The 21,202-nt window shown below is 71.4% G+C and carries 20 protein-coding genes; 8 read left to right on the top strand and 12 right to left on the bottom strand.

Annotation, left to right across the window (positions count from 1 at the left end; all coding sequences use genetic code 11):
* Positions 1-102: 102 nt before the first annotated feature.
* The 6 genes from IE241_RS19265 to IE241_RS19240 all read right to left on the bottom strand — a co-directional run bounded on the left by IE241_RS19265 (position 103) and on the right by IE241_RS19240 (position 7,126).
* Positions 103-2,694 (bottom strand): SpoIIE family protein phosphatase, encoded by a 2,592-nt coding sequence (locus tag IE241_RS19265; protein WP_190023214.1) that lies wholly within the window; start codon positions 2,692-2,694, stop codon positions 103-105.
* 188 nt (positions 2,695-2,882) lie between these two features.
* Positions 2,883-3,305, bottom strand: a complete 423-nt coding sequence (locus IE241_RS19260; RefSeq protein WP_190023031.1) for an ATP-binding protein — start codon at positions 3,303-3,305, stop codon at positions 2,883-2,885.
* A gap of 240 nt (positions 3,306-3,545) precedes the next feature.
* Complete coding sequence (locus IE241_RS19255; protein WP_190023030.1) at positions 3,546-3,950, bottom strand: (deoxy)nucleoside triphosphate pyrophosphohydrolase; 405 nt, start codon at positions 3,948-3,950, stop codon at positions 3,546-3,548.
* Positions 3,951-4,009: 59 nt separating this feature from the next.
* Positions 4,010-4,192, bottom strand: coding sequence for a hypothetical protein (locus IE241_RS19250; RefSeq protein ID WP_058046052.1), 183 nt, complete (start codon positions 4,190-4,192; stop codon positions 4,010-4,012).
* Positions 4,193-4,425: 233 nt separating this feature from the next.
* Entirely contained in the window at positions 4,426-6,093 is a 1,668-nt protein-coding gene (locus tag IE241_RS19245) for an APC family permease (RefSeq protein ID WP_190023029.1), read from the bottom strand.
* 280 nt (positions 6,094-6,373) lie between these two features.
* Positions 6,374-7,126, bottom strand: a complete 753-nt coding sequence (locus tag IE241_RS19240; protein WP_190023028.1) for a GntR family transcriptional regulator — start codon at positions 7,124-7,126, stop codon at positions 6,374-6,376.
* 290 nt (positions 7,127-7,416) lie between these two features.
* Between IE241_RS19240 and IE241_RS19235 the strand changes: the two genes are divergently transcribed.
* Positions 7,417-7,998, top strand: a complete 582-nt coding sequence (locus IE241_RS19235; RefSeq protein WP_190023027.1) for a Uma2 family endonuclease — start codon at positions 7,417-7,419, stop codon at positions 7,996-7,998.
* Between the two features lie 66 nt (positions 7,999-8,064).
* Here IE241_RS19235 and ychF read toward each other — a convergent pair whose 3' ends face one another.
* On the bottom strand, positions 8,065-9,153 hold the full coding sequence (ychF, locus tag IE241_RS19230; RefSeq protein ID WP_190023026.1) for a redox-regulated ATPase YchF: 1,089 nt from the start codon (positions 9,151-9,153) through the stop codon (positions 8,065-8,067).
* Positions 9,154-9,352: 199 nt separating this feature from the next.
* Here ychF and IE241_RS19225 point away from each other — a divergent pair, with 199 nt between their 5' ends.
* Positions 9,353-9,967: a DUF6542 domain-containing protein gene (locus IE241_RS19225; protein WP_190023025.1), complete on the top strand. Its 615-nt coding sequence runs from the start codon at positions 9,353-9,355 to the stop codon at positions 9,965-9,967.
* Here the strand turns inward: IE241_RS19225 and ppgK are convergent.
* Together ppgK and IE241_RS19215 are read right to left on the bottom strand one after the other, a co-directional pair.
* Entirely contained in the window at positions 9,858-10,628 is a 771-nt protein-coding gene (gene ppgK / locus IE241_RS19220) for a polyphosphate--glucose phosphotransferase (protein WP_190023024.1), read from the bottom strand. The genes IE241_RS19225 and ppgK overlap by 110 nt on opposite strands.
* Positions 10,629-10,689: 61 nt before the next feature.
* On the bottom strand, positions 10,690-11,688 hold the full coding sequence (locus tag IE241_RS19215) for a 4-hydroxy-3-methylbut-2-enyl diphosphate reductase (RefSeq protein WP_190023023.1): 999 nt from the start codon (positions 11,686-11,688) through the stop codon (positions 10,690-10,692).
* Positions 11,689-11,817: 129 nt separating this feature from the next.
* Between IE241_RS19215 and IE241_RS19210 the strand changes: the two genes are divergently transcribed.
* From IE241_RS19210 to IE241_RS19195, 4 genes are all read left to right on the top strand, one after another.
* Positions 11,818-13,176 carry an APC family permease gene (locus IE241_RS19210; protein ID WP_190023022.1) on the top strand — a complete coding sequence of 453 codons (1,359 nt, stop codon included), beginning with the start codon at positions 11,818-11,820 and terminating at the stop codon, positions 13,174-13,176.
* Between the two features lie 585 nt (positions 13,177-13,761).
* Entirely contained in the window at positions 13,762-14,994 is a 1,233-nt protein-coding gene (gene xseA, locus IE241_RS19205; RefSeq protein ID WP_190023021.1) for an exodeoxyribonuclease VII large subunit, read from the top strand.
* Positions 14,995-15,004: 10 nt separating this feature from the next.
* Positions 15,005-15,265, top strand: coding sequence for an exodeoxyribonuclease VII small subunit (locus IE241_RS19200; protein WP_190023020.1), 261 nt, complete (start codon positions 15,005-15,007; stop codon positions 15,263-15,265).
* Between the two features lie 159 nt (positions 15,266-15,424).
* Positions 15,425-16,015, top strand: coding sequence for a malonic semialdehyde reductase (locus IE241_RS19195; RefSeq protein ID WP_190023019.1), 591 nt, complete (start codon positions 15,425-15,427; stop codon positions 16,013-16,015).
* A 114-nt stretch (positions 16,016-16,129) separates the two neighbouring features.
* Here the strand turns inward: IE241_RS19195 and IE241_RS19190 are convergent, their stop codons facing one another.
* Complete coding sequence (locus IE241_RS19190) at positions 16,130-16,687, bottom strand: DUF4245 domain-containing protein (protein ID WP_229899501.1); 558 nt, start codon at positions 16,685-16,687, stop codon at positions 16,130-16,132.
* Between the two features lie 220 nt (positions 16,688-16,907).
* Here IE241_RS19190 and glpX point away from each other — a divergent pair, with 220 nt between their 5' ends.
* Positions 16,908-17,939 (top strand): class II fructose-bisphosphatase, encoded by a 1,032-nt coding sequence (gene glpX, locus IE241_RS19185; protein WP_190023018.1) that lies wholly within the window; start codon positions 16,908-16,910, stop codon positions 17,937-17,939.
* Between the two features lie 147 nt (positions 17,940-18,086).
* Here the strand turns inward: glpX and IE241_RS19180 are convergent, their stop codons facing one another.
* Positions 18,087-18,446: a WhiB family transcriptional regulator gene (locus tag IE241_RS19180; RefSeq protein ID WP_190023017.1), complete on the bottom strand. Its 360-nt coding sequence runs from the start codon at positions 18,444-18,446 to the stop codon at positions 18,087-18,089.
* A 204-nt stretch (positions 18,447-18,650) separates the two neighbouring features.
* A complete protein-coding gene (locus tag IE241_RS19175) occupies positions 18,651-19,322 on the bottom strand; it encodes a DUF1707 SHOCT-like domain-containing protein (RefSeq protein WP_373300714.1) in 672 nt (223 codons plus the stop codon).
* A 204-nt stretch (positions 19,323-19,526) separates the two neighbouring features.
* Here IE241_RS19175 and IE241_RS19170 point away from each other — a divergent pair, with 204 nt between their 5' ends.
* Positions 19,527-21,188, top strand: coding sequence for a fumarate hydratase (locus tag IE241_RS19170; RefSeq protein ID WP_190023016.1), 1,662 nt, complete (start codon positions 19,527-19,529; stop codon positions 21,186-21,188).
* The last annotated feature ends 14 nt before the right edge of the window (positions 21,189-21,202 follow it).

The raw sequence follows: 21,202 nt of genomic DNA, 5'->3' as shown, positions 1-21,202 counted from the left end.
CTGTCTTCGGCTGCGGTGCGGTTCACGGGGCCATCACACCACGGCCGACTCCGACCGTGACGGCCCCGGTCAGTGCAGACTCACCCGTCAACACAGACTCCGTCAGTACAGGCTCAGCAACGCCTCCACCGCATCCGGCGCCGGGAACTCCCCGTCCGGCAGGGCCAGCTCGAACCAGACCGTCTTGCCGTGGGGGGTGCGGCGGCTGCCCCACGCCGCGCTCAGCAGCCCCACGAGCTGCAGGCCCCGCCCGCCCTCGTCCGTATCGCGGGCGCGCCGCCGCCGCGGCTGGACCAGGCCGCCGTCCCAGACCTCGCAGACCAGCGTCCGGTCCAGCAGCAGCCGTAGCCGGATCTCGCCCTCGCCGTAGCGCAGGGCGTTGGTGACGAGCTCGCTGACCAGCAGCTCGGTCGTGTCGACCAGGCTTTCCAGGCCCCACTGCGGGAGCTGTTCCCGGGCCAGTTCGCGGGCGCGGGCGACCGAGCGCGGTTCCGCCGGCAGCGTCCAGTCGCCTACGTGGTCGGCCGGCAGGCCCCGCAGGCGGGCCATGAGGAGGGCGATGTCGTCCTCGCCGTGGTGGGTGTCGAGGGCGCCGAGGACGTGCTCGCAGACCTCTTCCAGGGGCCGGGCGGGGCCGGTCAGGGCCTCCTGGAAGGCCTCCAGGCCCTCGTCCAGGGCGTGGTCGCGGGATTCGACGAGGCCGTCGGTGTAGAGGGCCAGCAGCGCGCCGTCCGGCAGGTCGACCACCGTCTCCTCGAAGAGCTCGCCGCCGACGCCCAGCGGCATGCCGGGCGGGACGTCGAGCAGCTCGGCGGGGCACCCGGACTGGACGAGGACGGGCGGCAGGTGGCCGGCGTTGGCGATGGTGCAGCGCCGGGTGACGGGGTCGTAGACGGCGTAGACGCAGGTGGCGAGGTAGACCTCGGAGAGGTCGGCGGCGCGCACCCCGCCCCGTACCCCGCGCGTGGAGGACTGCTTGCCGCCCGGGCGGCCGAGCCCGTGGGCGATCTCGTCGAGGGCGGAGAGCACCTCGGCCGGCTCCAGGTCGAGCATGGCCAGGGTGCGCACGGCCGTGCGCAGCTCGCCCATGGCGACCGCCGCGCGCAGCCCGCGGCCCATGACGTCGCCGACGACGAGGGCCGTGCGGTGCCCGGGCAGCTCGATGACGTCGAACCAGTCGCCGCCGACCTCGGTGGCCGCGTTGGCGGGCAGGTAGCGGCAGGCGATCTCCAGACCGGCGGCCTCGGGGTCGCCGGGGGGCAGCAGGCTGCGCTGGAGGATGACGGCGCGCTCGTGCTCGCGCCGGTAGAGGCGGGCGTTGTCGATGCAGACGGCGGCGCGGGCGGCCAGCTCGACGGCGAGGGCGGTGTCCCGCTCGCCGAACGGCTCGCTGCCCTTCGTACGGGAGAACTGCGCGAGCCCCACCACGGTGTCGCGGGCGACCATCGGCACGGCGAGCGTGGACTGCACGACGGCGCCGAGCTCGGGGCCGTCCTCGCCCTCCCGGCGCGGGATGACCTGCACCTGCGCGGTGCGCAGCGCGGCGGCGCACGGCGAGTGGAAGGGATAGCGGTGCACCTCGCCGACCTGGACGGGCTTCTCGCCGCCGACGACGGGCGCGCCGGAGACCGCGCTGGCGTAGGCGACGCGGCGCAGCTCGGCGCTGCCGTCGGCGAGCCCGGGCGGGGCCTCGTCGCCGGCGAGCAGGCCCTGGTAGAGGTCCACGGAGGCGAGGTCGCAGAACTGGGGGACGGCGACGTCCAGCAGCTCGCGGGCGGTGGTCTCCAGGTCCAGGGAGTTGCCGATGCGGGCCCCGGCCTCGTTGAGCAGGGCCAGGTTGCGGCGGACGCCGGCCGCTTCGCGCTCGGCGCGGCGGCGCCGGGTGACGTCGGTGGCGAGCGCGGCGACGCCGATGGGCCGCCCGCTGCCGCTGTGCAGCCGGTAGAGCGAGACCGACCAGCGGCGGCGCTCGCTGTGCCCGGGGACGGGCCCGACGAGCTGGATGTCCGACACCGGCTTTCCGGTGTCGAGGACTTGGCGCAAGGCGGCGGTGAGCCGCTCGGCCTCGCCGCGCGGCAGGAAGTCGTGCGGGGTCCGGCCGCGGTGCCAGTCGGCGGGGCGGCCGAAGGCCTGCGCGAAGCTCTCGTTGACGCGCAGCAGCGTGAGATCGGTGCCGAAGAAGAAGAATCCCAGCGGAGATTGGCCGAAAACGGCTTCGGAGGCCGCGATGTCGGTCTCTATTCCGCGCAGGGCCCGGACGTCGACGGCGACGCAGAGCGCGGCGCGCTCCCCGCGCTCGTTCTGCGTGGGCATCACGTAGATCTCGGCGAGCCCGGACTGCTCGGCTCCGGGCTGCCCTGCAGCGGACGCCCCGTCAACCGCCCCCGGCCCGGCGCCCGCTCCGCCGCCCGCTCCGGGCTGCCGGCCGCCGCGCTGATACGGGATCAGGCCCGTCCACTCGCGCCCGTCGAGCCCGCCCTCGCCGAGGAAGGGGGCGGGCGGGTGCGAGCGGTCGTGCCCGTCGGCCGGGGCCAGCACCTCCAGCGGGTCCTTGCCGACGGCGTGCCGTGCCGCTATCCCGAAGAGCTCGGCCGCGCGCTCGCTCCACTGCTCGATCCGCCCGTCGGGCCCGAGGGAGAAGGAGGCGACGCGGATGTAGTCGTAGAGGGATCCGGGCGGGTTGTTCTGCCACATCTCCGTGGCGCGCGATCCTTGCGCCGCACCACCCGCCGCACCCGCTGGCTTTTCGCTCACGTGCCCGTCCCCTCCGGCTCATGTGCTCGCACCGGCATCAGAAGGCCGAGTATCCAGCACAGGGGCCCTTCGGAACACGGACTTCACGATCACAGCACGGTCTCAACCCGCTACGAGTCCTTCCCCGGTCAGTGGCCGGGCAGGCTCAGTTCGAACCACACGGTCTTGCCCGTGTTCCCCCGTCGCGTTCCCCAGCGGCGGGAGGCGCATGCCACGAGCTGCAGGCCGCGCCCGCCCTCGTCGTCGGGCTCGGCCACGCGCTCGCGGGGCGGGTCGGGGAGGGGGTCGGAGACCTCCACCAGAAGGGTGGGCCCCGCGTGGGAGTACATCCGTACTCCGATCGGTCCGCTCGCGTACCGCAGGGAGTTCGTGACGAGCTCGCTGACCAGCAGCACCGTCACATCGGTGACGCCTTCCATGCCCCAGTCGTGCAGGGTGTCGCGGACGAGGGTGCGCGCCTTGCGGACGGCGCCGGGCTCGGCAGGGAAGCTCCATTCGGCGAAGCCGGGTGTCGACGCCAAGGTCCCCGCGCTGTCGTTCACGCCGACCACTTCCCAGACCGCTGCGGCCCCGCCGGGTTTACCCGGTTCAGGGTGAATAATCAGCACATACCCGGTATGAGGGTCCGCCTATCTTCTTCCGCGCTTCTTCGGCCTTCTCAGGCCCTTCTTCTGCTCTTCTTCAGCGGTCCGAGGCCGTCGTGCGTGCGGCAGATGGCGTAGCAGGCTGTGCGCGGCGCGTACGGGCACGCGGTGAGCGGGCGCGCGGGGAGCCGGCGCGAAGAGGCCCGCTCACGGGGCCGTGCGCCGCAGCAGCCCCGCGGCGAGCGCCACGGCGGGGCGGTCCTGGTCCAGCCAGTCGACGTCGTCCACCTGGTCCGGGGTGAGCCAGCGCAGCTCGTCGTGATCCTGGAGGGGGCGGGCCTCGCCCGCGAGCAGCCTGGCCGTCCAGACGTGCAGCACGTACGGCGGGCGCAGCGGCCACTCCCCCACGACGCGCTCCAGCGGCTCGGCCTCCACGCCGAGCTCCTCGCGCAGCTCACGGACGAGCGCCTGCTCGGCGCTCTCGCCGGGCTCCAGCTTGCCGCCGGGCAGCTCCCAGCGGCCGGCGAGCTCGGGCGGCGCGCTCCGCCTCGCGGCGAGCAGCTTGCCTTCGTCGAACAGGGCTGCGCCCACCACTACGCGTACGGTCGTCATGGACGCTCAGCGTACGGGCCGTGCGGCCGGCTATGGCCTATGGGCCCGGGTGGGCCCTTTCAGGACGCCGCCCGCCCCACCCGTTCGACTATGTAGAGCCGGCGGCGGCCGCCGTCGCCGTCCAGCCGGCCGACGACCTTCTCGGCCTCGGTCCGCGTGGCGTAGCGCCCGACGCGGTAGCGGTTGCCGTTCTCGTCCTGGCGGATCACCAGCCATGGCAGGACCGGTCCGCTGTCTGTCATCGCCCCTGCCCTTCCGCCGCGATGAGCGCCGGCGCACGCCCCTCGGCCTTTCCCGGAGAAACCGCAGTACGCATATGCCCGAGCGTACGCCCGACCTTTACGCAGCGGATACGGTTTTTTACGAAGAGGCACGCATTCGGCCACCGGGCCCCGGGAGCACGGATGCGAGAAGGGGCGGCCGACGGCCCTCGCGGGCCCTCGGCCGCCCCTGCGCGGCACTGGAGATCTGGTCGCTACGGCTTCGCCAGAGAGGGCTCGGAGCGCTCCTCCGCGTCGCCGGAGGCCTCGGCGGCCTCGGCGGCCTCGGCGGCGGCCAGCTCCTTCTCGGTCTGGACGAGGGTCGGGTTGCGCCAGGCGCTACGGACACCCCAGAAGTAGAACACCAGCGCGATCAGGACGACGACCACGATGTCCCAGCCCTGGGCCAGGTAGCCCTTGCCACCGAACTCGGTGCCGCCGGCCCACGAGACGAAGGCCATGACCAGCAGGTAGGTGACCATCCAGGCGCCGGCCACCAGGTGCGGCTTGAGCTCGGCCCACGGCTTGCGCAGCTCGTACCAGGCCCAGATCGGCAGACCGATGGCCATGATGAAGATGACCTTGCCCGTCAGCGGCCAGCGGGCCCAGTACATGACCAGCGAGCCGAAGATCATCGCGATGGGGGCGATGACCGGCATGGCCTTCAGCTTGACCGGGCGCTTCATGTCCGGCGAGAGGCGGCGCAGCGACATCACGGCGACGGGGCCGGTGATGTACGAGATGACGGTGGCGACACCGACGATCTCGGCGATCGAGCCCCAGCCGCGGAAGACGGCCAGGAAGACGAAGGAGATCACCAGGTTGAGCAGCAGGGCCGGCTTCGGGACGCCGGTCTTGGGGTCGACCTTGCCGAAGACCTTCGGCAGGTGGCCGTTCTCCTGGACGCCGTTGATCATGCGGGAGGTGGTGGCCGCGTAGATCATGCCGGTGCCCGACGGGGAGATGAAGGCGTCCGCGTAGAGCAGCAGCGCGAGCCAGTTCAGGCCCCAGGTGATGGAGAGGTCCGCGAGCGGGGACTTGTAGGCCAGGGTGTTCCAGCCGCCGGAGAGGTCCGCGGCCGGGACGGCCATCAGGAAGGCGACCTGCAGCGCGATGTAGATGACCAGCGCGATCAGGATGGAGCCGACGACGGCCTTCGGCAGCGACTTGCCGGGGTTACGGGCCTCGGCGGCCATGTTGAGCGGCGACTGGAAGCCGTTGAAGGCCCAGACGATGCCCGCGACGGCGACGGCGCTGAAGACGGCGCTCCAGCCGTTGGGGGCGAAGCCGCCGTGGGCGGAGCCGACGTTGCTGGTGTCGAAGTGCGCGAAGATCAGCGCGCCCGCGGTCAGCGCCGGTACGACGACCTTGAACACGGTGATCGCGTTGTTCGTCTTGGCGAACAGGGTGATCGCGAACCAGTTCAGGAAGAAGTAGAAGACGACCAGGACGCTGGCGGCGGCGAGGCCGGTACCGGTGAGCTCCTTGCCGTCGAAGAGCTTGCCCGCCCAGTCGAACTTCCACGAGCTCATGTACTGGATCGAGGCGGTCGCCTCACCCGGGATCACCGAGACGATGGCGATCCAGTTCGCCCAGGCGGCCATGTAGCCGGCCAGCGAGCCGTGCGAGTACTGGCCGTAGCGCACCATGCCGCCGGCCTTCGGGAACATCGAGCCGAGCTCGGTGTAGGTGAGGGCGATGGTCAGCGCCACGACGGCGCCGATGACCCAGGCGAAGATGGCAGCCGGGCCGGCCAGTACGGCGGCACGCTCGGCGCCGAAAAGCCAGCCGGAGCCGATGATCGACCCGAGACCGACGGCCGTGAGGGCCGTCGTGCCCAGGGTCCGGCGGTAATTCGAGTGGGAACCCTGTTCGGTACTCAAGCTCCGGATCTCCTTTTCTCTCTACTCCCCCACGCAGGACACAAACCGCGCCATCGTACGAGCGTTTTGGACGACCGGATTCCGCGAAAAGCCGCTGACCTGGGCGTATGTGAGTTTTGCAACAGAAAAAATGACCCGATTACATCGGGTCAAAGTGGGACAGATCGTGCACTACTTACCCGCGAGTAAAGAACGGCCGGCCCCGCCCGGGCACGCCGAAGACGGCGCCGGGGCAAGGAGTTCACCCCGGCGCCATCCGGATGTCGCGGCTACTTCACGGCTACTTCACGGGCAGGTGGTACGCGACGCGGTAGCGATCGGCCAGGACGACGATCTCGGCCGTCTCCACCGGGCAGCCGCCCGCGAAGTACGTGCGCGTGACGACCACGACGCAGTGGCCGGGGACGCCGCCGAGCGCCAGGACCTCCTCCGCGAGCCCGGGCCGGGCGCCGACCTCCTCGGCGACGTTGTCCACGACGAGGTCGATGGCGGCCATCCGCTCGACCACGCCGCGGCCCGCCAGCGGGCCCTCCTCGGGGAGCATCACCGGCGTGCGCCCGGTGACGGACAGGGGCTCCCAGGAGGTGGAGAGCATGACGGGCTCGCCCTGCGCCCGGAAGACGTAGTCGGTGCGCATGGTGCGGTCGCCCGTGGCGATGCGCAGGCGGCGGGCCACGGCGACGTCGGCCGGGACCTGCTCGCTGCGCGACTCCCAGGTGCCCTTGACGCGGCTGTCCGCCTGCTCCTGGCGGAAGGGCGTCGACTCGCCGGCCGGGCGGTACCCCGTGCGGACGAGGGTGCGCGGGACGGGCTGCTCGCGCACATACGTCCCCGAACCGGAGCGGCCCTCCACCAGGCCCTCCGCCATCAGGACTTTGCGGGCCTCCAGAGCCACGGTGTCCGAGACGCCGTACTGCTCGCGGATGCGCGCCTGTGACGGCAGCCGTGTATGCGGCGGCAACTCGCCGGCGACGATCTTCTGACGCAGATCGCCGGCCACTCGAAGGTACGCGGGCTGGTCACCGAAGGCCACGGCCACTCCCAACAGGTTGACAGTCCGCAACAGCTTGGCAACCCTCGGTTGCGATCCGCAACTCAAGGCCATTGATTCACTAGATGTAGTGAATTGCAGCTCAGGGACGCTTAGTTGGCGGCGACACCCGCACATGCAGCGAGCACCACCCCCCGGCACATCCGCAAATATGCACCGAGCGATGCATACCCAGCCGGCCGCCGAAAACACTCTGCGTGACGAATAAGGGTGACGACCGCCCCCAGGCTTCTGGCTCCTCGGCTTGAGCTGCGGGCCGCTACCGTGAAGCCATGACCGCACTGCCCGACTGGATGCGCCCGCCGCGCGCGGAAGGCTGGCTCGCAGAGGACCTGGACCGCCTCCCGGAAGCCCCTCGTCACACCGAGCTGATCGACGGAGCGCTGATTTTCGTGATGTCCCCGCAGCGATGGTGGCACGGCGAGCTCGTCCACTCGCTCACCTCGGCGCTCAAGGAACTGGCCCCCGCCGGCTTCAGGGTCGGGCGAGAGATGACCATCCGGCTCGACGAGCGCAATCGCCCGGAACCCGACATCCTCGTGACCACGGCCCCCTTCGACCGCAACCTCACCTGGTTCGCACCCGATGACGTCCAGCTGGTCATCGAAGTCGTCTCCCCCGAGTCCGCCCACCGCGCCCGCAACGTCAAGCTGCGCAAGTACGCCGAGGCACGCATCCCCCACTACTGGTGCGTCGAGGACGAGGACGGCGCCGCCGTCGTCCATGTCTACGAACTGGACGGGCCGACCGCGACCTACGTCCCGGTCGACATCTGCCGCGGAAAGCTCAGCCGGCCGGTTCCGTTCGAGATCGAGATCGACTTGGACGGCCTGACGCCGGGCGGCAGGGGCTGAGGAACGCGAAAGGGCCGCACTCGGCGAGTGCGGCCCTTCGGTGTGGTCGTCAGAACGCTGAAACCGTCAGACGTTGAAGCGGAACTCCACCACGTCGCCGTCGGCCATCACGTACTCCTTGCCCTCCATGCGGGCCTTGCCGGCGGCGCGGGCCTCGGCGACGGAGCCGGTGGCGACCAGGTCGTCGAAGGAGATGACCTCGGCCTTGATGAAGCCCTTCTGGAAGTCGGTGTGGATCACACCGGCCGCCTCGGGGGCCGTGGCGCCCTTCTTGATCGTCCAGGCGCGGGTCTCCTTGGGACCGGCGGTGAGGTAGGTCTGCAGGCCCAGGGTGTCGAAGCCGACGCGGCCCAGGGTGGCGAGACCGGGCTCGTCCTGGCCCATGGACTGCAGCAGCTCCAGCGCCTCGTCGTCGTCCAGCTCGATCAGCTCGGACTCGATCTTGGCGTTGAGGAAGATGGCCTCGGCCGGGGCGACCAGCGCGCGCTGCTCGTTCTTGAAGTCCTCGTCGACCAGCTCGTCCTCGTCCACGTTGAAGACGTAGAGGAAGGGCTTGGTGGTGAGCAGGTGCAGCTCGTGCAGGAGGTCACCGCGCTCGGTGCCCTTGGTGATGCCCGCCGAGAACAGGGTCTGGCCGGACTCGAGGATGGTCTTGGCCTCCTCGACGGCGGCGAGGACGGCCACCTTCTCCTTCTGGAGGCGCGACTCCTTGGTCAGGCGCGGGACCGCCTTCTCCACCGACTGCAGGTCGGCGAGGATCAGCTCGGTGTTGATCGTCTCGATGTCGTCCTTGGGCGAGACCTTGCCGTCGACGTGGACGACGTTCTCGTCCTTGAAGGCGCGGATGACCTGGCAGATCGCGTCGGACTCACGGATGTTCGCGAGGAACTTGTTGCCCAGGCCCTCGCCCTCGGAGGCGCCGCGGACGATGCCCGCGATGTCGACGAAGTCGACCGTGGCGGGCAGGATCTTCTGCGAGCCGAAGATCTCCGCCAGCTGCTGCAGCCGGGGGTCGGGGACGCCGACCACGCCCACGTTGGGCTCGATGGTGGCGAACGGGTAGTTGGCCGCCAGCACGTCGTTCTTGGTCAGGGCGTTGAACAGGGTCGACTTGCCGACATTGGGCAGACCGACGATTCCGATCGTGAGCGACACGTGGCGACTTCCCGTAGGTTCCAAAGGGTCCGCGGCCCGTGGCGGGCCGGTCATGGCCCACTGCCGGGCCGGTCATCCAGTCTACGGGTCCACTCGTCCGGCCGACCCGTACGGACTATCAGTCGAACGTACGGCCAAGGTGGCCCAAACCGCGTGTCCAACGCCGGATTCCTCCCGCTTGTCGACCTAGTTTGGTCGGGTGGAGCAACCCAGCACGCGTACGCCCCAGGGCAAGGCCCGCCGCGTCCCTCCCGTGCCGCGGCCCGCGGCGCCCGTGGGGCAGGGCGCGGCCGCATCACTCCGCCGGCCCCGCAGCGGGGCCTCCACGCAGCAGCTGCGGGCCCTGGGCAGGCTGCCGGGGCCGCGGCTGACCGGGCTCGGCAGCGGCCTGCTGACCACCGCGTGGATGCTCGGCATCGGCTGGCTGGACTCCCTGGCGGGCGGCTCCTCCGCCTTCTACGGGGTCTTCTTCCTGCTGGCGGGCACGGTGTGTGCGCTGTGGGTGCGGCCGGCCGACCTGGCCACCGCCCCCGTCACCGCGCCCATCGCCTTCGCCGTGGGCGCCGTGCCCCTGGCCGGCGGGGCCGACGGGGTGGGCGGCAAGGTCATGGGCCTGGTCACACTGCTGTCGCTGAACGCGGGCTGGCTCTACGCGGGCACCCTGCTGACGGCCCTGATCACGCTGGCGCGCAGGATCGTGCTGATCAGGCGGCGGAGACGGGCACGGCTGCGCCGGACGCAACGGCAGCAGCCATCGCGGCCCCCACGATCCCCGCGTTGTTCTCCAGCTCCGCAGGCACGATCTCGGCGCTGACGCCCTCGATCAGCGGCAGGAACTTGGCCGCCTTGCGGCTCACGCCGCCGCCGATGACGAACAGCTCGGGCGAGAACAGCATCTCCACATGGGCCAGGTAGCGCTCCACGCGCCGGGCCCAGTGGTTCCACTTCAGGCCCTCCTCCTCCTTGGCCCGGGTCGAGGCGCGGGTCTCCGCGTCGTGGCCCTGCAGCTCCAGATGGCCCAGCTCGGTGTTGGGGACGAGCTTGCCGTCGGTGAAGACGGCGCTGCCGATGCCCGTGCCGAACGTGAGCATGATGACGGTGCCGCGCCGGCCGCGGCCCGCCCCGAAGTGCATCTCGGCCAGGCCCGCGGCGTCGGCGTCGTTGAGCACGGTCACGGGCGCGCCGAGCCGCTCGCCGAGCAGCCCCGCGGCGTCCCGGCCGATCCAGCCCTTGTCGACGTTGGCGGCCGTGCGCGTCGTACCGCCGACGACCACGCCGGGGAACGTGGCCCCGACCGGCCCGGCCGCGGGGCCGAAGTGCTCCATGACCTCCCGGACGCAGTCCGCGACGGCGTCCGGGGTCGCCGGGCGCGGGGTGAGCACCTTGAAGCGCTCCTGGGTGAGCTCGCCCCGCAGCACGTCGACCGGCGCGCCCTTGATGCCCGATCCGCCGATGTCCACGCCGAATACGTTCATGGCCACCACGCTACGGCGTGGCGGCCATGAATGCAGTGGGCCTTACGCGGCCCGGGGGTCCTTAGGCGGACTCGCCGCCGACCAGCCCGGCCGCCTCCGCACGCAGGTCGCGGCGGAGCTCCTTCGGCAGCGAGAAGGCGATGTGCTCCTCGGCGGCCGTGATGGTCTCGACGTCGGTGTAGCCGCGCTCGGCGAGCCACTCCAGGACGCCGTCGACGAGGATCTCCGGGACCGAGGCGCCCGAGGTCACGCCGACCGTGGAGACGCCTTCCAGCCACGCCTCGTCGATCTCGTCGGCGTAGTCCACCAGGTGGGCGTCCTTGGCTCCGGCGCCCAGGGCGACCTCGACCAGGCGGACGGAGTTGGAGGAGTTCTTCGAGCCGACGACGATCACCAGGTCGGCGTCGGCGCCCATCTGCTTGACCGCGGTCTGCCGGTTCTGCGTGGCGTAGCAGATGTCGTCGCTCGGCGGGGAGAGGAGGTTGGGGAAGCGGCCCTTGAGGGCGTCGACCGTCTCCATCGTCTCGTCGACCGAGAGGGTGGTCTGGGAGAGCCAGACGACCCGGTCCGGGTCGCGGACCTCGACGTTCGCCACGTCGCCGGGGCCGTCTACCAGGGTGATGTGGTCGGGCGCCTCGCCGCTGGTGCCGATGACCTCCTCGTGGCCCTCGTGGCCGATGAGGAGGATGTCGTAGTCGTCCTTGGCGAAGCGGACGGCTTCCTTGTGGACCTTGGTGACCAGCGGGCAGGTGGCGTCGATCGTGGCGAGCTTGCCGCGCTCGGCCTCCTCGTGCACGACCGGGGCGACGCCGTGGGCGGAGAAGATGACGATGTTGCCCTCGGGCACCTCCTCCGTCTCGTCGACGAAGATCGCGCCCTTCTTCTCCAGGGTCTTCACCACGTATTTGTTGTGGACGATCTCATGACGCACGTAGACGGGGGCGCCGTACTGCTCCAGGGCCTTCTCGACGGCGATCACGGCGCGGTCCACACCCGCGCAGTAGCCACGGGGGGCGGCGAGGAGGACCTTGCGGGCGGTGGGTGCAGTCATGCCGTCCATCGTAAGGGCCCGCGGTGCCGACCGGCGGCGGGCGGCCGGGTGGGGCACGATGACGGAAGCCGCGATTCCGGCATCTCCGGATCCGTCGGCTCCATCGGCTCCGGATCCCGTCAGCCCTAGGGGCAGCCCATGACCGCACCCGTGACCGCAGCACCCGGCGGCACCGACGGAAAGCTCCGCCGCACCCTCACCTTCCGGGACCTGGTCGTCTACGGGATGCTGTTCATCGCCCCCATGGCGCCGGTGGGCATCTTCGGCACGCTGGACGCGAAGTCGCACGGTGCGGTGGCGCTCGTCTACGTCGTCGCGACCGTCGCGATGGCCTTCACCGCCTTCTCCTACGCGCAGATGGTGCGGGTCGCCCCGCAGGCCGGCTCGGTCTACACGTACGCGCGCGTGGGGCTCGGCGAGGGTCCGGGGTTCATCGCCGGCTGGATGGCGCTGCTGGACTACCTCCTGATCCCTGCGGTGGCCTACCTGTTCTCGGGGATCGCCCTGCACGCGCTGGTGCCGTCGGTGTCGCAGTGGGTGTGGACGGCCGTCGCGGTCGCGGTGACGACCGCGCTGAACCTGGCGGGCGTGCGGACGGCCGCCCTGGTCGGCTTCCTGGTGCTCGCCATGGAGATCGCCGTCCTGGCGGTCTTCGTGGTGTGCGCGGTGTTCGCCCTCTCGGAGAACGGGGCGCAGCGCGGCTGGCTGTCGCCGCTGACAGGTGAGGGCGGCTTCGCCCCGGAGGCGGTGGTCGCCGCGGTGTCCGTGGCGGTGCTGTCGTACCTGGGCTTCGACGCGATCGCGGCGTTCGCGGAGGAGTCGGCGGGAGGGTCGGAGCGGGTGGCGCGGGCGGTGATGACGTGCCTGGCGGTGGCGGGCGTGCTGTTCGTCGTCCAGACGTATCTGGCGACGCTGCTGGCTCCGGTGTCCTCCGCGGACCTGGCGGCGAATCCGGCCGCGCAGGGCTCGGCGTTCTACGACACGGTGGACTCGGCGACGGGCGCGTGGCTGCACGACCTGGTGGCGGTCAGCAAGGCCGTCGGGGCGGCGTTCGCGGCGCTGGCGGGACAGGCGGCGGCGGGGCGGCTGCTGTTCGCGATGGCGCGGGACAGGAGGCTGCCGGGGCTGCTGTCGAAGGTGGACCGCGCCTCGGGCGTGCCCCGCGTCGCGGTGCTGGGCGCGGCAGTGGTCAACCTCGTGGCGGCGGTCTGGGCGGCGCGGCGGGACGACGGCCTGGACCGTCTGGTGTCGGTGGTGGACGTGGGGGCGCTGGTGGCCTTCGCACTGCTGCACCTGTCGGTGATCGGCTGGTTCGCGGTCCGCAGACGGGGCGGCGAGCTGCGGCCCGTCCCGCATGTGGTGGCGCCCCTGCTGGGGCTCGCGGTGGTGATCGCGGTGATCGTCGAGGCGTCGGCGACGGCCCAGGTCGTGGGAGGCCTGTGGCTGGCGGCAGGCCTGGGCGTACTGGGCGCGCAGACGCTCCGCGGGGGCCGCTAGCGCGGGGTCGCCGGCACTGGGCCGAAGCGAATTCCGGCACCGCGGGGGCCGCTGGCGCGGGGCCTGAGCGAATTCGGGCACCGCCGGGCCGCCCCACGGGGTTGCTCGCCGCGGCGGCGGAAGTATTTACCCGGGACCTCGGCGGAGGATTCCGGCACCGCCGGGCTGCGCCGCGGGGCCGCTGGCGCGGGGCCTGAGCAGATCCCGGCACCGCCGGGCTGCCCCACGGGGGTTGCTCGCCGCGGCGGCGGAAGTATTTGCCCGGGACCTCGGCGGAGGATTCCGGCACCGCCGGGCTGCGCCGCGGGGGCCGCTGGCGCGGGGCCTGAGCAGATCCCGGCACCGCCGGGCCGCCCCACGGGGTTGCTCGCCGCGGCGGCGGAGTCATTTGCCCGGGGTGTGCCTACCCGCAGCGGCGGAAGCACCTGCCGGAGAGCCGGCAGGCACTCCGCTGCCAAGCTCCGCGGAGAGTCAGCCGCCGCAACGGCGGCACGCCACCACGGCGAGGGTCCGGCGGAATGCCCGGCCGAGCAGCCGTCCCGCATACGGGGCCCCGGCCGGCGAGAGGCCACTACGCTCACCCCCATGGCCCTCAATACGTCCCCCGACGCCCCGATCCCGGTGGGGCAGGTGTCCCGGCTCATCGGCGGCTGGATCGACCGTCTCGGCGCGGTGTGGGTCGAGGGGCAGATCACCCAGCTCTCCCGCCGCCCGGGCGCCGGCGTCGTATTCCTGACGCTGCGCGACCCCGCGCACGACGTCTCGCTGTCCGTCACCTGTTACCGCGCGGTCTTCGACAAGGTCGCCGACATCGTCTCGGAGGGCGCGCGCGTCGTCGTGCACGCCAAGCCCGAGTGGTACGCCCCGCGCGGCCAGCTCTCGCTGCGGGCGGCGGAGATCCGGCCGGTGGGTATGGGCGAGCTGCTGGCGCGGCTGGAGCAGCTGAAGAAGTCGCTGGCGGCGGAGGGCTTGTTCGCCGCGGAGCGCAAGCGGCCGCTGCCGTTCCTGCCGCAGCTGATCGGCCTGGTCTGCGGCCGCGCCTCGGCCGCCGAGCGCGATGTCCTGGAGAACGCCCGGCACCGCTGGCCCGCCGTGCGCTTCGAGGTCCGCAACGTGCCCGTCCAGGGCGTCCACGCGGTGCCGCGCGTCATCGAGGCCGTCGAGGAGCTCGACAAGGCCCCGGACGTGGACGTGATCATCGTGGCGCGCGGCGGCGGCAGCGTCGAGGACCTGCTGCCGTTCTCGGACGAGCGCCTGGTGCGGACCGTCGCGGCCGCCCGCACGCCGGTGGTGTCCGCGATCGGCCACGAGCCCGACTCCCCCCTGCTGGACCTGGTCGCGGACCTGCGCGCGTCCACGCCGACGGATGCGGCGAAGCGCGTGGTGCCCGATGTCGGCGAGGAGCTGGTCCGGGTCCGGCAGCTGCGTGAGCGCGCCCTGCGCTGCGTCACCGCGCATCTGGACCGCGAGGAGCGCGGCCTGGCGTCGGTGCGGGCCCGCCCGTGCATGCAGCATCCGCAGCGGATGGTGGAGGAGCGCGAGGACCGTATCGACGCGCTGACCGCCCGGGCCCGCCGCACCCTCGGCCACCTGCTGGACCGCGCGGATTCGGAGCTGTCGCACACGCACGCGCGCGTGGTCGCGCTGTCCCCGGCGGCGACGCTGCGCCGGGGCTATGCCGTGCTGCAGCACGCGGACGGCTCGGTGGTGCGGGAGGCGGCCGAGGTGGCGCCGGAGGAGGAGCTGCGGGCGCGGGTCGCGGAGGGCGAGTTCACGGTGCGGCCCGTTGCCGGGTCCGCTGTCGTACCCCCCGCATAGGCTGGTGGCCATGGCGACGACAACGGATGCGGCGACGAATGCGCTGGGGTACGAGCAGGCTCGCGACGAGCTGATCGAGGTCGTGCGCCGCCTGGAGGCGGGCGGCACGACGCTGGAGGAGTCGCTGGCCCTGTGGGAGCGCGGCGAGGAGCTGTCGAAGGTGTGCCGGCGCTGGCTGGAGGGCGCGCGGGCGCGGCTGGATGCGGCGCTGGCCTCCGAGGAGGAGGCCGGGGCGGCGGCGGGTGCCGCGGCGGACGCCGAGGAGGAGTGACCGACCGGACCCCACCCGTCCTGACCAGGCGATACGCCTCCGGGGTCGGGTGAACCCGACCACACCTCCACCCCTTTAGTTGAACTTTCATCTACTTGTCGTACAGTGGATCCCGTAAGCCCTCCCCCCGGGATTTTCCGTACGCAAGAAGGTGCCCCCATGTCTCTCGCCCTCGACCCCGCCGCCCAGGACCTGCTCTTCCGTGAGGCGCACACGGCCAACACCTTCTCCGGCGAGCCCGTGACCGACGAGCAGATCCAGGCCGTCTACGACCTGGTCAAGTACGCCCCGACGGCGTTCAACCAGTCGCCCCTGCGCATCGTGCTGATCCGCTCCGAGGAGGCCCGCGAGCGCCTCGCGCCGCTGATGGCCGAGGGCAACCGCGACAAGACCGTGAGCGCCCCGCTCGTCGCGATCCTCGCCACGGACAACGAGTTCCACGAGGAGCTGCCGGAGCTGTTCCCGCACTTCCCGCAGGCCAAGGACGTCTTCTTCACCGAGCGCCCGGTCCGTGAGAAGTCCGCCGCGCTCAACGGCTCGCTGCAGGCCGGTTACTTCATCCTCGGCATCCGCGCCGCGGGCCTGGCCGCCGGCCCGATGACGGGCTTCGACTTCGCGGGCGTCCAGAAGGAGTTCCTGGACGACGACCACACCCCGCTGATGATCGTCAACATCGGCAAGCCGGGCGAGGGCGCCTCGTACCCCCGCTCGCCGCGCCTGCCCTACGAGCAGGTCGTCACGACGGTCTGACCCGACCGGGCCGCTTCGGCCCGACCGGGCGCTTCAAACGCAGAACCGCTTCAAACGCCGAACAGCGGGGACGGTCCCTGACCGTCCCCGCACGGCACCGGCCGTCGCGCTCCCTCAGCCCTTGCGGGCCTTGAGCGCGGCGGCCATTTCCGTAAGCCGCTCCGGGGAGGCCGTGCCGGTGACCACCGTGGTCACCCCGCGCTCCTCCCGCACGAGCGCGTTGTACTTCTCGCCCTCGTACTGCCGCCACGTGGCATCGCCCACGCGCTGCGTCCTGCCGGTCTTCACCGCGCGCTGGCTCACGCCGTCGATGAAGGCACCGGCCGGCCCGTCGCTCTGCTCGACGGCCACGTACTGCGTCTCCGGGTCGAGGAAGCCCAGGTGCCAGACCGAGCCCTCCTTGCCGCCCGTCCCGCCCGCCCGGTACGAGACGGAGGTGGCGCGCCAGTCCCCGCCCAGCCCGGCCGGGGCCGCGACGGGGTACGGAGCCGCGCGCCGCGCCGTGTCGAGCTCGACGCGGTAGTCGACGGTGGGCACCGCGCTTTCGGCCACCATGCCCTTGCCCTCGCCGTGCGGGATGAACACGTAGCTGACAAAAGCGACGGGAATGATCACCGCCATCGCGAGCACCATGTTGCGCACGGTCTGCGCCTTGGGATTCCTACCTGCCACACCCCCATCGTCCCCTATGACCTGGGAGATCTTGACGGCGGCCCCGGCGGCGCGCCGGAGCCGGGCCGGTGGCCCGTCCGGGAGACCTTGACACCGCTCATGCGTAGGGCCCTCTGCTCACTCTCGCAGTAAACAGATAAAGTCATCAGCACCCTCACCTTCTGCCCCTTTCGGGGGAGAGGGGTCCCACGGCCGTCGCCGTACAGAAAGGTGCGCTCCGATGACCGAGCATCATCTGCCGTCCCCGCTCGAGGTCAGCCCCGAGGCTCCCGACCGCAACCTCGCCCTGGAGCTCGTCCGGGTCACCGAGGCCGGTGCCATGGCATCGGGCCGCTGGGTCGGCCGGGGTGACAAGAACGGCGCGGACGGCGCCGCGGTCAAGGCCATGCGCGCCCTGATCGGCACCGTTTCCATGAACGGTGTCGTCGTCATCGGCGAGGGGGAGAAGGACAACGCCCCCATGCTCTACAACGGCGAGCGCGTGGGCGACGGCACCGGCGCCGAGTGCGACGTGGCCGTCGACCCCGTCGACGGCACGACCCTCACCGCCAAGGGCATGGCCAACGCCGTCTCCGTGATGGCCGTCGCCGACCGCGGCACCATGTTCGACCCGTCCGCGGTCTTCTACATGGACAAGCTGGTCACCGGCCCGGAGGCCGCCGACTTCGTCGACATCGACGCCCCGGTCGCGGTCAACATCCGCCGGATCGCCAAGGCCAAGCACTCCTCCCCCGAGGACGTCACCGTCGTCGTCCTGGACCGCCCCCGCCACGACGGGCTGGTCAAGGAGATCCGCGAGGCCGGCGCCCGGATCAAGTTCATCTCCGACGGCGATGTCGCCGGCGCCATCATGGCCGCCCGCGAGGGCACCGGCGTGGACCTCCTGCTGGGCATCGGCGGTACGCCCGAGGGCATCATCGCGGCCTGCGCGATGAAGTGCATGGGCGGCACCATCCAGGCCAAGCTGTGGCCCAAGGATGCCGAGGAGCGCCGGCGCGCCCTCGACGCAGGCCACGACCTCGACCGCGTCCTGCACACGAACGACCTGGTCAGCGGCGACAACGTGTTCTTCGTGGCCACCGGCATCACCGACGGGGAGCTGCTGCGCGGCGTCCGCTACCGCGCGGAGACGGCGACCACGCAGTCGCTGGTCATGCGCTCCAAGTCGGGCACGATCCGGCAGATCGACTCCACGCACCGGCTGTCGAAGCTGCGCGCGTACAGCACGGTCGACTTCGAGCGCCCCAGCTGAGGCCCTGAGCCCTGCGGGCGGCTTCCCCTGCGCCCTGCGCCCCGCTCCCTGCGGGCGTACTTGCCCTCAAACGCCGGACGGGTTGATTCCGGCTGAGCTGAGCCCAGCCACAATCAACCCCGTCCGGCGTCGGGCCGTCGCCTGCGGTCAGCCCGCGGCGGCGACCCGCGTCGTGCGTGCCAGCTCGGCCTCGCGCCGCCGCCGGCGGGCCAGGACCACCCGGCGCTCGGCGGCGGTGAGGCCGCCCCACACCCCGTAAGGCTCCGGCTGCAGCAAGGCGTGCTCACGGCATTCGACCATCACCGGGCAACGGGCGCAGACGCGCTTGGCGGCCTCTTCGCGCGAGAGGCGGGCAGCCGTCGGTTCCTTTGATGGTGCGAAGAAGAGCCCGGCTTCATCCCGGCGGCACACCGCCTCCGAATGCCAGGGGCCGGCCTGATCCCGCGCGGACGAGATCCGCGGGGACGGTACGGCGGCTTCCTGCAGGGGCTGATGCGGTAGCAGCACGGTCTACTCCTGACGACGGCTTTTGCTGGGCCGGTTGAGTCACCCTTGCCCGCCTCCACTGCGCACGGCCATTCGCACCGGCAGCCGTACGAGAGACGATGCACCAAGCTTTACCCGCTGTGCGCGTGCTTATTCACACCGTTGCCATGAGCGGAACGCGGTAACCCGCAGTAAGTTCGCGGTGATAGGGCGCGCGGCCCGCCATCAGCGGCCCGCGCGAAGGTTCTTGAGCCGCTTGCCGCGCTTCGGTTTGGCGTCCACGCTGCCGAAGAGCGAGAAGCCGGTGACGGAGACGACCGGTGCGTCCGGGTCGGGTGCCTCGACGGTCCTGACCTCGAAACCGCCGAAGACGCCGGTGCCGGTGGAACGCAGGGTGACGTTCTCCGGGACCGTGATGTCGATGCTGCCGAAGACCGAGGCCGCATTGATGACGATCTCCCGCTGCTCGAAGAACGCCTCGGTCAGATCGATCTCCACGGCGCCGAACAGCGCGAACGCGTTCGTCCTCCGGTTCACCCGCCAGCGCCCCTTGCGGCTCGCGGTACCGAAGACGGCGGCGAGGTTCTCCGCGGGGCCCGCGCCCGCGGTGTGCGCCGGGGCGGCGTACGGGCGCGCGAGGCCCTGCGACCGGGCCCCGCCGTCCACCGGCAGGTCTCCGACCAGCGGTTCCAGCTCGCCCAGGGTCCTGGCCCGGTAGACGGCTCCGATCCGCTCGGCGTGCTCCTCGGCGGTGATCCGGCCGTCGCCCAGGGCGTCGCGCAGGACGTCGGCGATCCGGTCGCGGTCGGCGTCGGAGGCGCGCAGCCCGGGCTCCGGGACGGCGGGACGGCTCTGCCGGGGGTGCTTCTCGAACGATGGCAACGATGGCTCTTCCACGGCAAGCAGGGTAGCCAAACGCGATAGATCGCGATAGAGGGCCGGGCGTCCGGCCCGAAACCCCCGGAAAACCGCCTGGTCGGAGCGGGTGAGCCGACGGGTGAGCCTTACCTCACAAGAACACTTCCCCGCGCGCGCCCTAGGCTGGTATGCGCTGTCGAGGACGCCAGCCACCGCTGCCTGCCGAGTGAGGAATCCGCCGCAATGTCTGCCTCTGAGTTCGCCTATACGGACCTCCTGCCCCTGGGCGAGGACAACACTCCGTACCGCCTGGTCACCTCCGAGGGCGTGTCGACCTTCGAGGCCGACGGCCGCACCTTCCTCAAGGTCGAGCCGGAGGCGCTGCGCAAGCTGGCCGCCGAGGCGATGCACGACATCTCGCACTACCTGCGCCCGGCCCACCTCGCGCAGCTGAGGAAGATCCTCGACGACCCCGAGGCCTCCGCGAACGACCGCTTCGTCGCCCTGGACCTGCTGAAGAACGCCAACATCGCGGCCGCCGGCGTGCTCCCGATGTGCCAGGACACCGGCACGGCGATCGTCATGGGCAAGCGCGGCCAGAACGTGCTGACCGAGGGCGGCGACGAGAAGGCCCTCTCGCACGGCATCTTCGACGCCTACACGAAGCTCAACCTGCGCTACTCGCAGATGGCCCCGCTGACCATGTGGGACGAGAAGAACACCGGCTCCAACCTGCCCGCGCAGATCGAGCTGTACGCGACCGACGGCGGCGCCTACAAGTTCCTCTTCATGGCCAAGGGCGGCGGCTCGGCCAACAAGTCCTTCCTCTTCCAGGAGACGAAGGCCGTGCTCAACGAGGCGAGCATGATGAAGTTCCTGGAGGAGAAGATCCGCTCGCTCGGCACGGCCGCCTGCCCGCCGTACCACCTGGCGATCGTCGTCGGCGGCACGTCGGCCGAGTACGCGCTGAAGACCGCGAAGTACGCCTCCGCGCACTACCTCGACGAGCTGCCGGAGGAGGGCTCCGCGCTCGGCCACGGCTTCCGCGACAAGGAGCTGGAGGACAAGGTCTTCGAGCTGACGCAGAAGATCGGCATCGGCGCCCAGTTCGGCGGCAAGTACTTCTGCCACGACGTGCGCGTCGTCCGCCTCCCGCGCCACGGCGCGTCCTGCCCGGTGGCCATCGCCGTCTCCTGCTCCGCCGACCGCCAGGCGCTCGCGAAGATCACGCCCGAGGGCGTCTTCCTGGAGCAGCTGGAGACCGACCCGGCGCGCTTCCTGCCGGAGACGACGGACGAGCACCTGGACGACAACGAGGTCGTCAAGATCGACCTCAACCGGCCCATGGACGAGATCCTCGCCGAGCTGACCAAGTACCCCGTCAAGACCCGCCTCTCGCTGACCGGACCGCTCGTCGTGGCCCGCGACATCGCACATGCGAAGATCAAGGAGCGGCTGGACGCGGGCGAGGAGATGCCCCAGTACCTCAAGGACCACCCGGTCTACTACGCCGGCCCGGCCAAGACCCCCGAGGGCTACGCCTCCGGCTCCTTCGGCCCGACGACGGCCGGCCGCATGGACTCCTACGTCGAGCAGTTCCAGGCCGCCGGCGGCTCCAAGGTGATGCTCGCCAAGGGCAACCGCAGCAAGCAGGTCACCGACGCGTGCGGCAGCCACGGCGGCTTCTACCTCGGTTCGATCGGCGGCCCGGCGGCGCGCCTGGCCCAGGACTGCATCAAGAAGGTCGAGGTCCTGGAGTACGAGGAGCTCGGCATGGAGGCGGTCTGGAAGATCGAGGTCGAGGACTTCCCGGCGTTCATCGTCGTCGACGACAAGGGCAACGACTTCTTCGTGGACCCGTCCCCGGCGCCGACGTTCACGTCCATCCCGGTCCGCAGCTCCTGACACCGGTTCCCGGC

This window comes from Streptomyces hiroshimensis, assembly GCF_014650335.1.
Classification (GTDB): Bacteria; Actinomycetota; Actinomycetes; order Streptomycetales; family Streptomycetaceae; genus Streptomyces; species Streptomyces hiroshimensis.
This window is presented reverse-complemented; position numbering and strand designations above follow the sequence as displayed.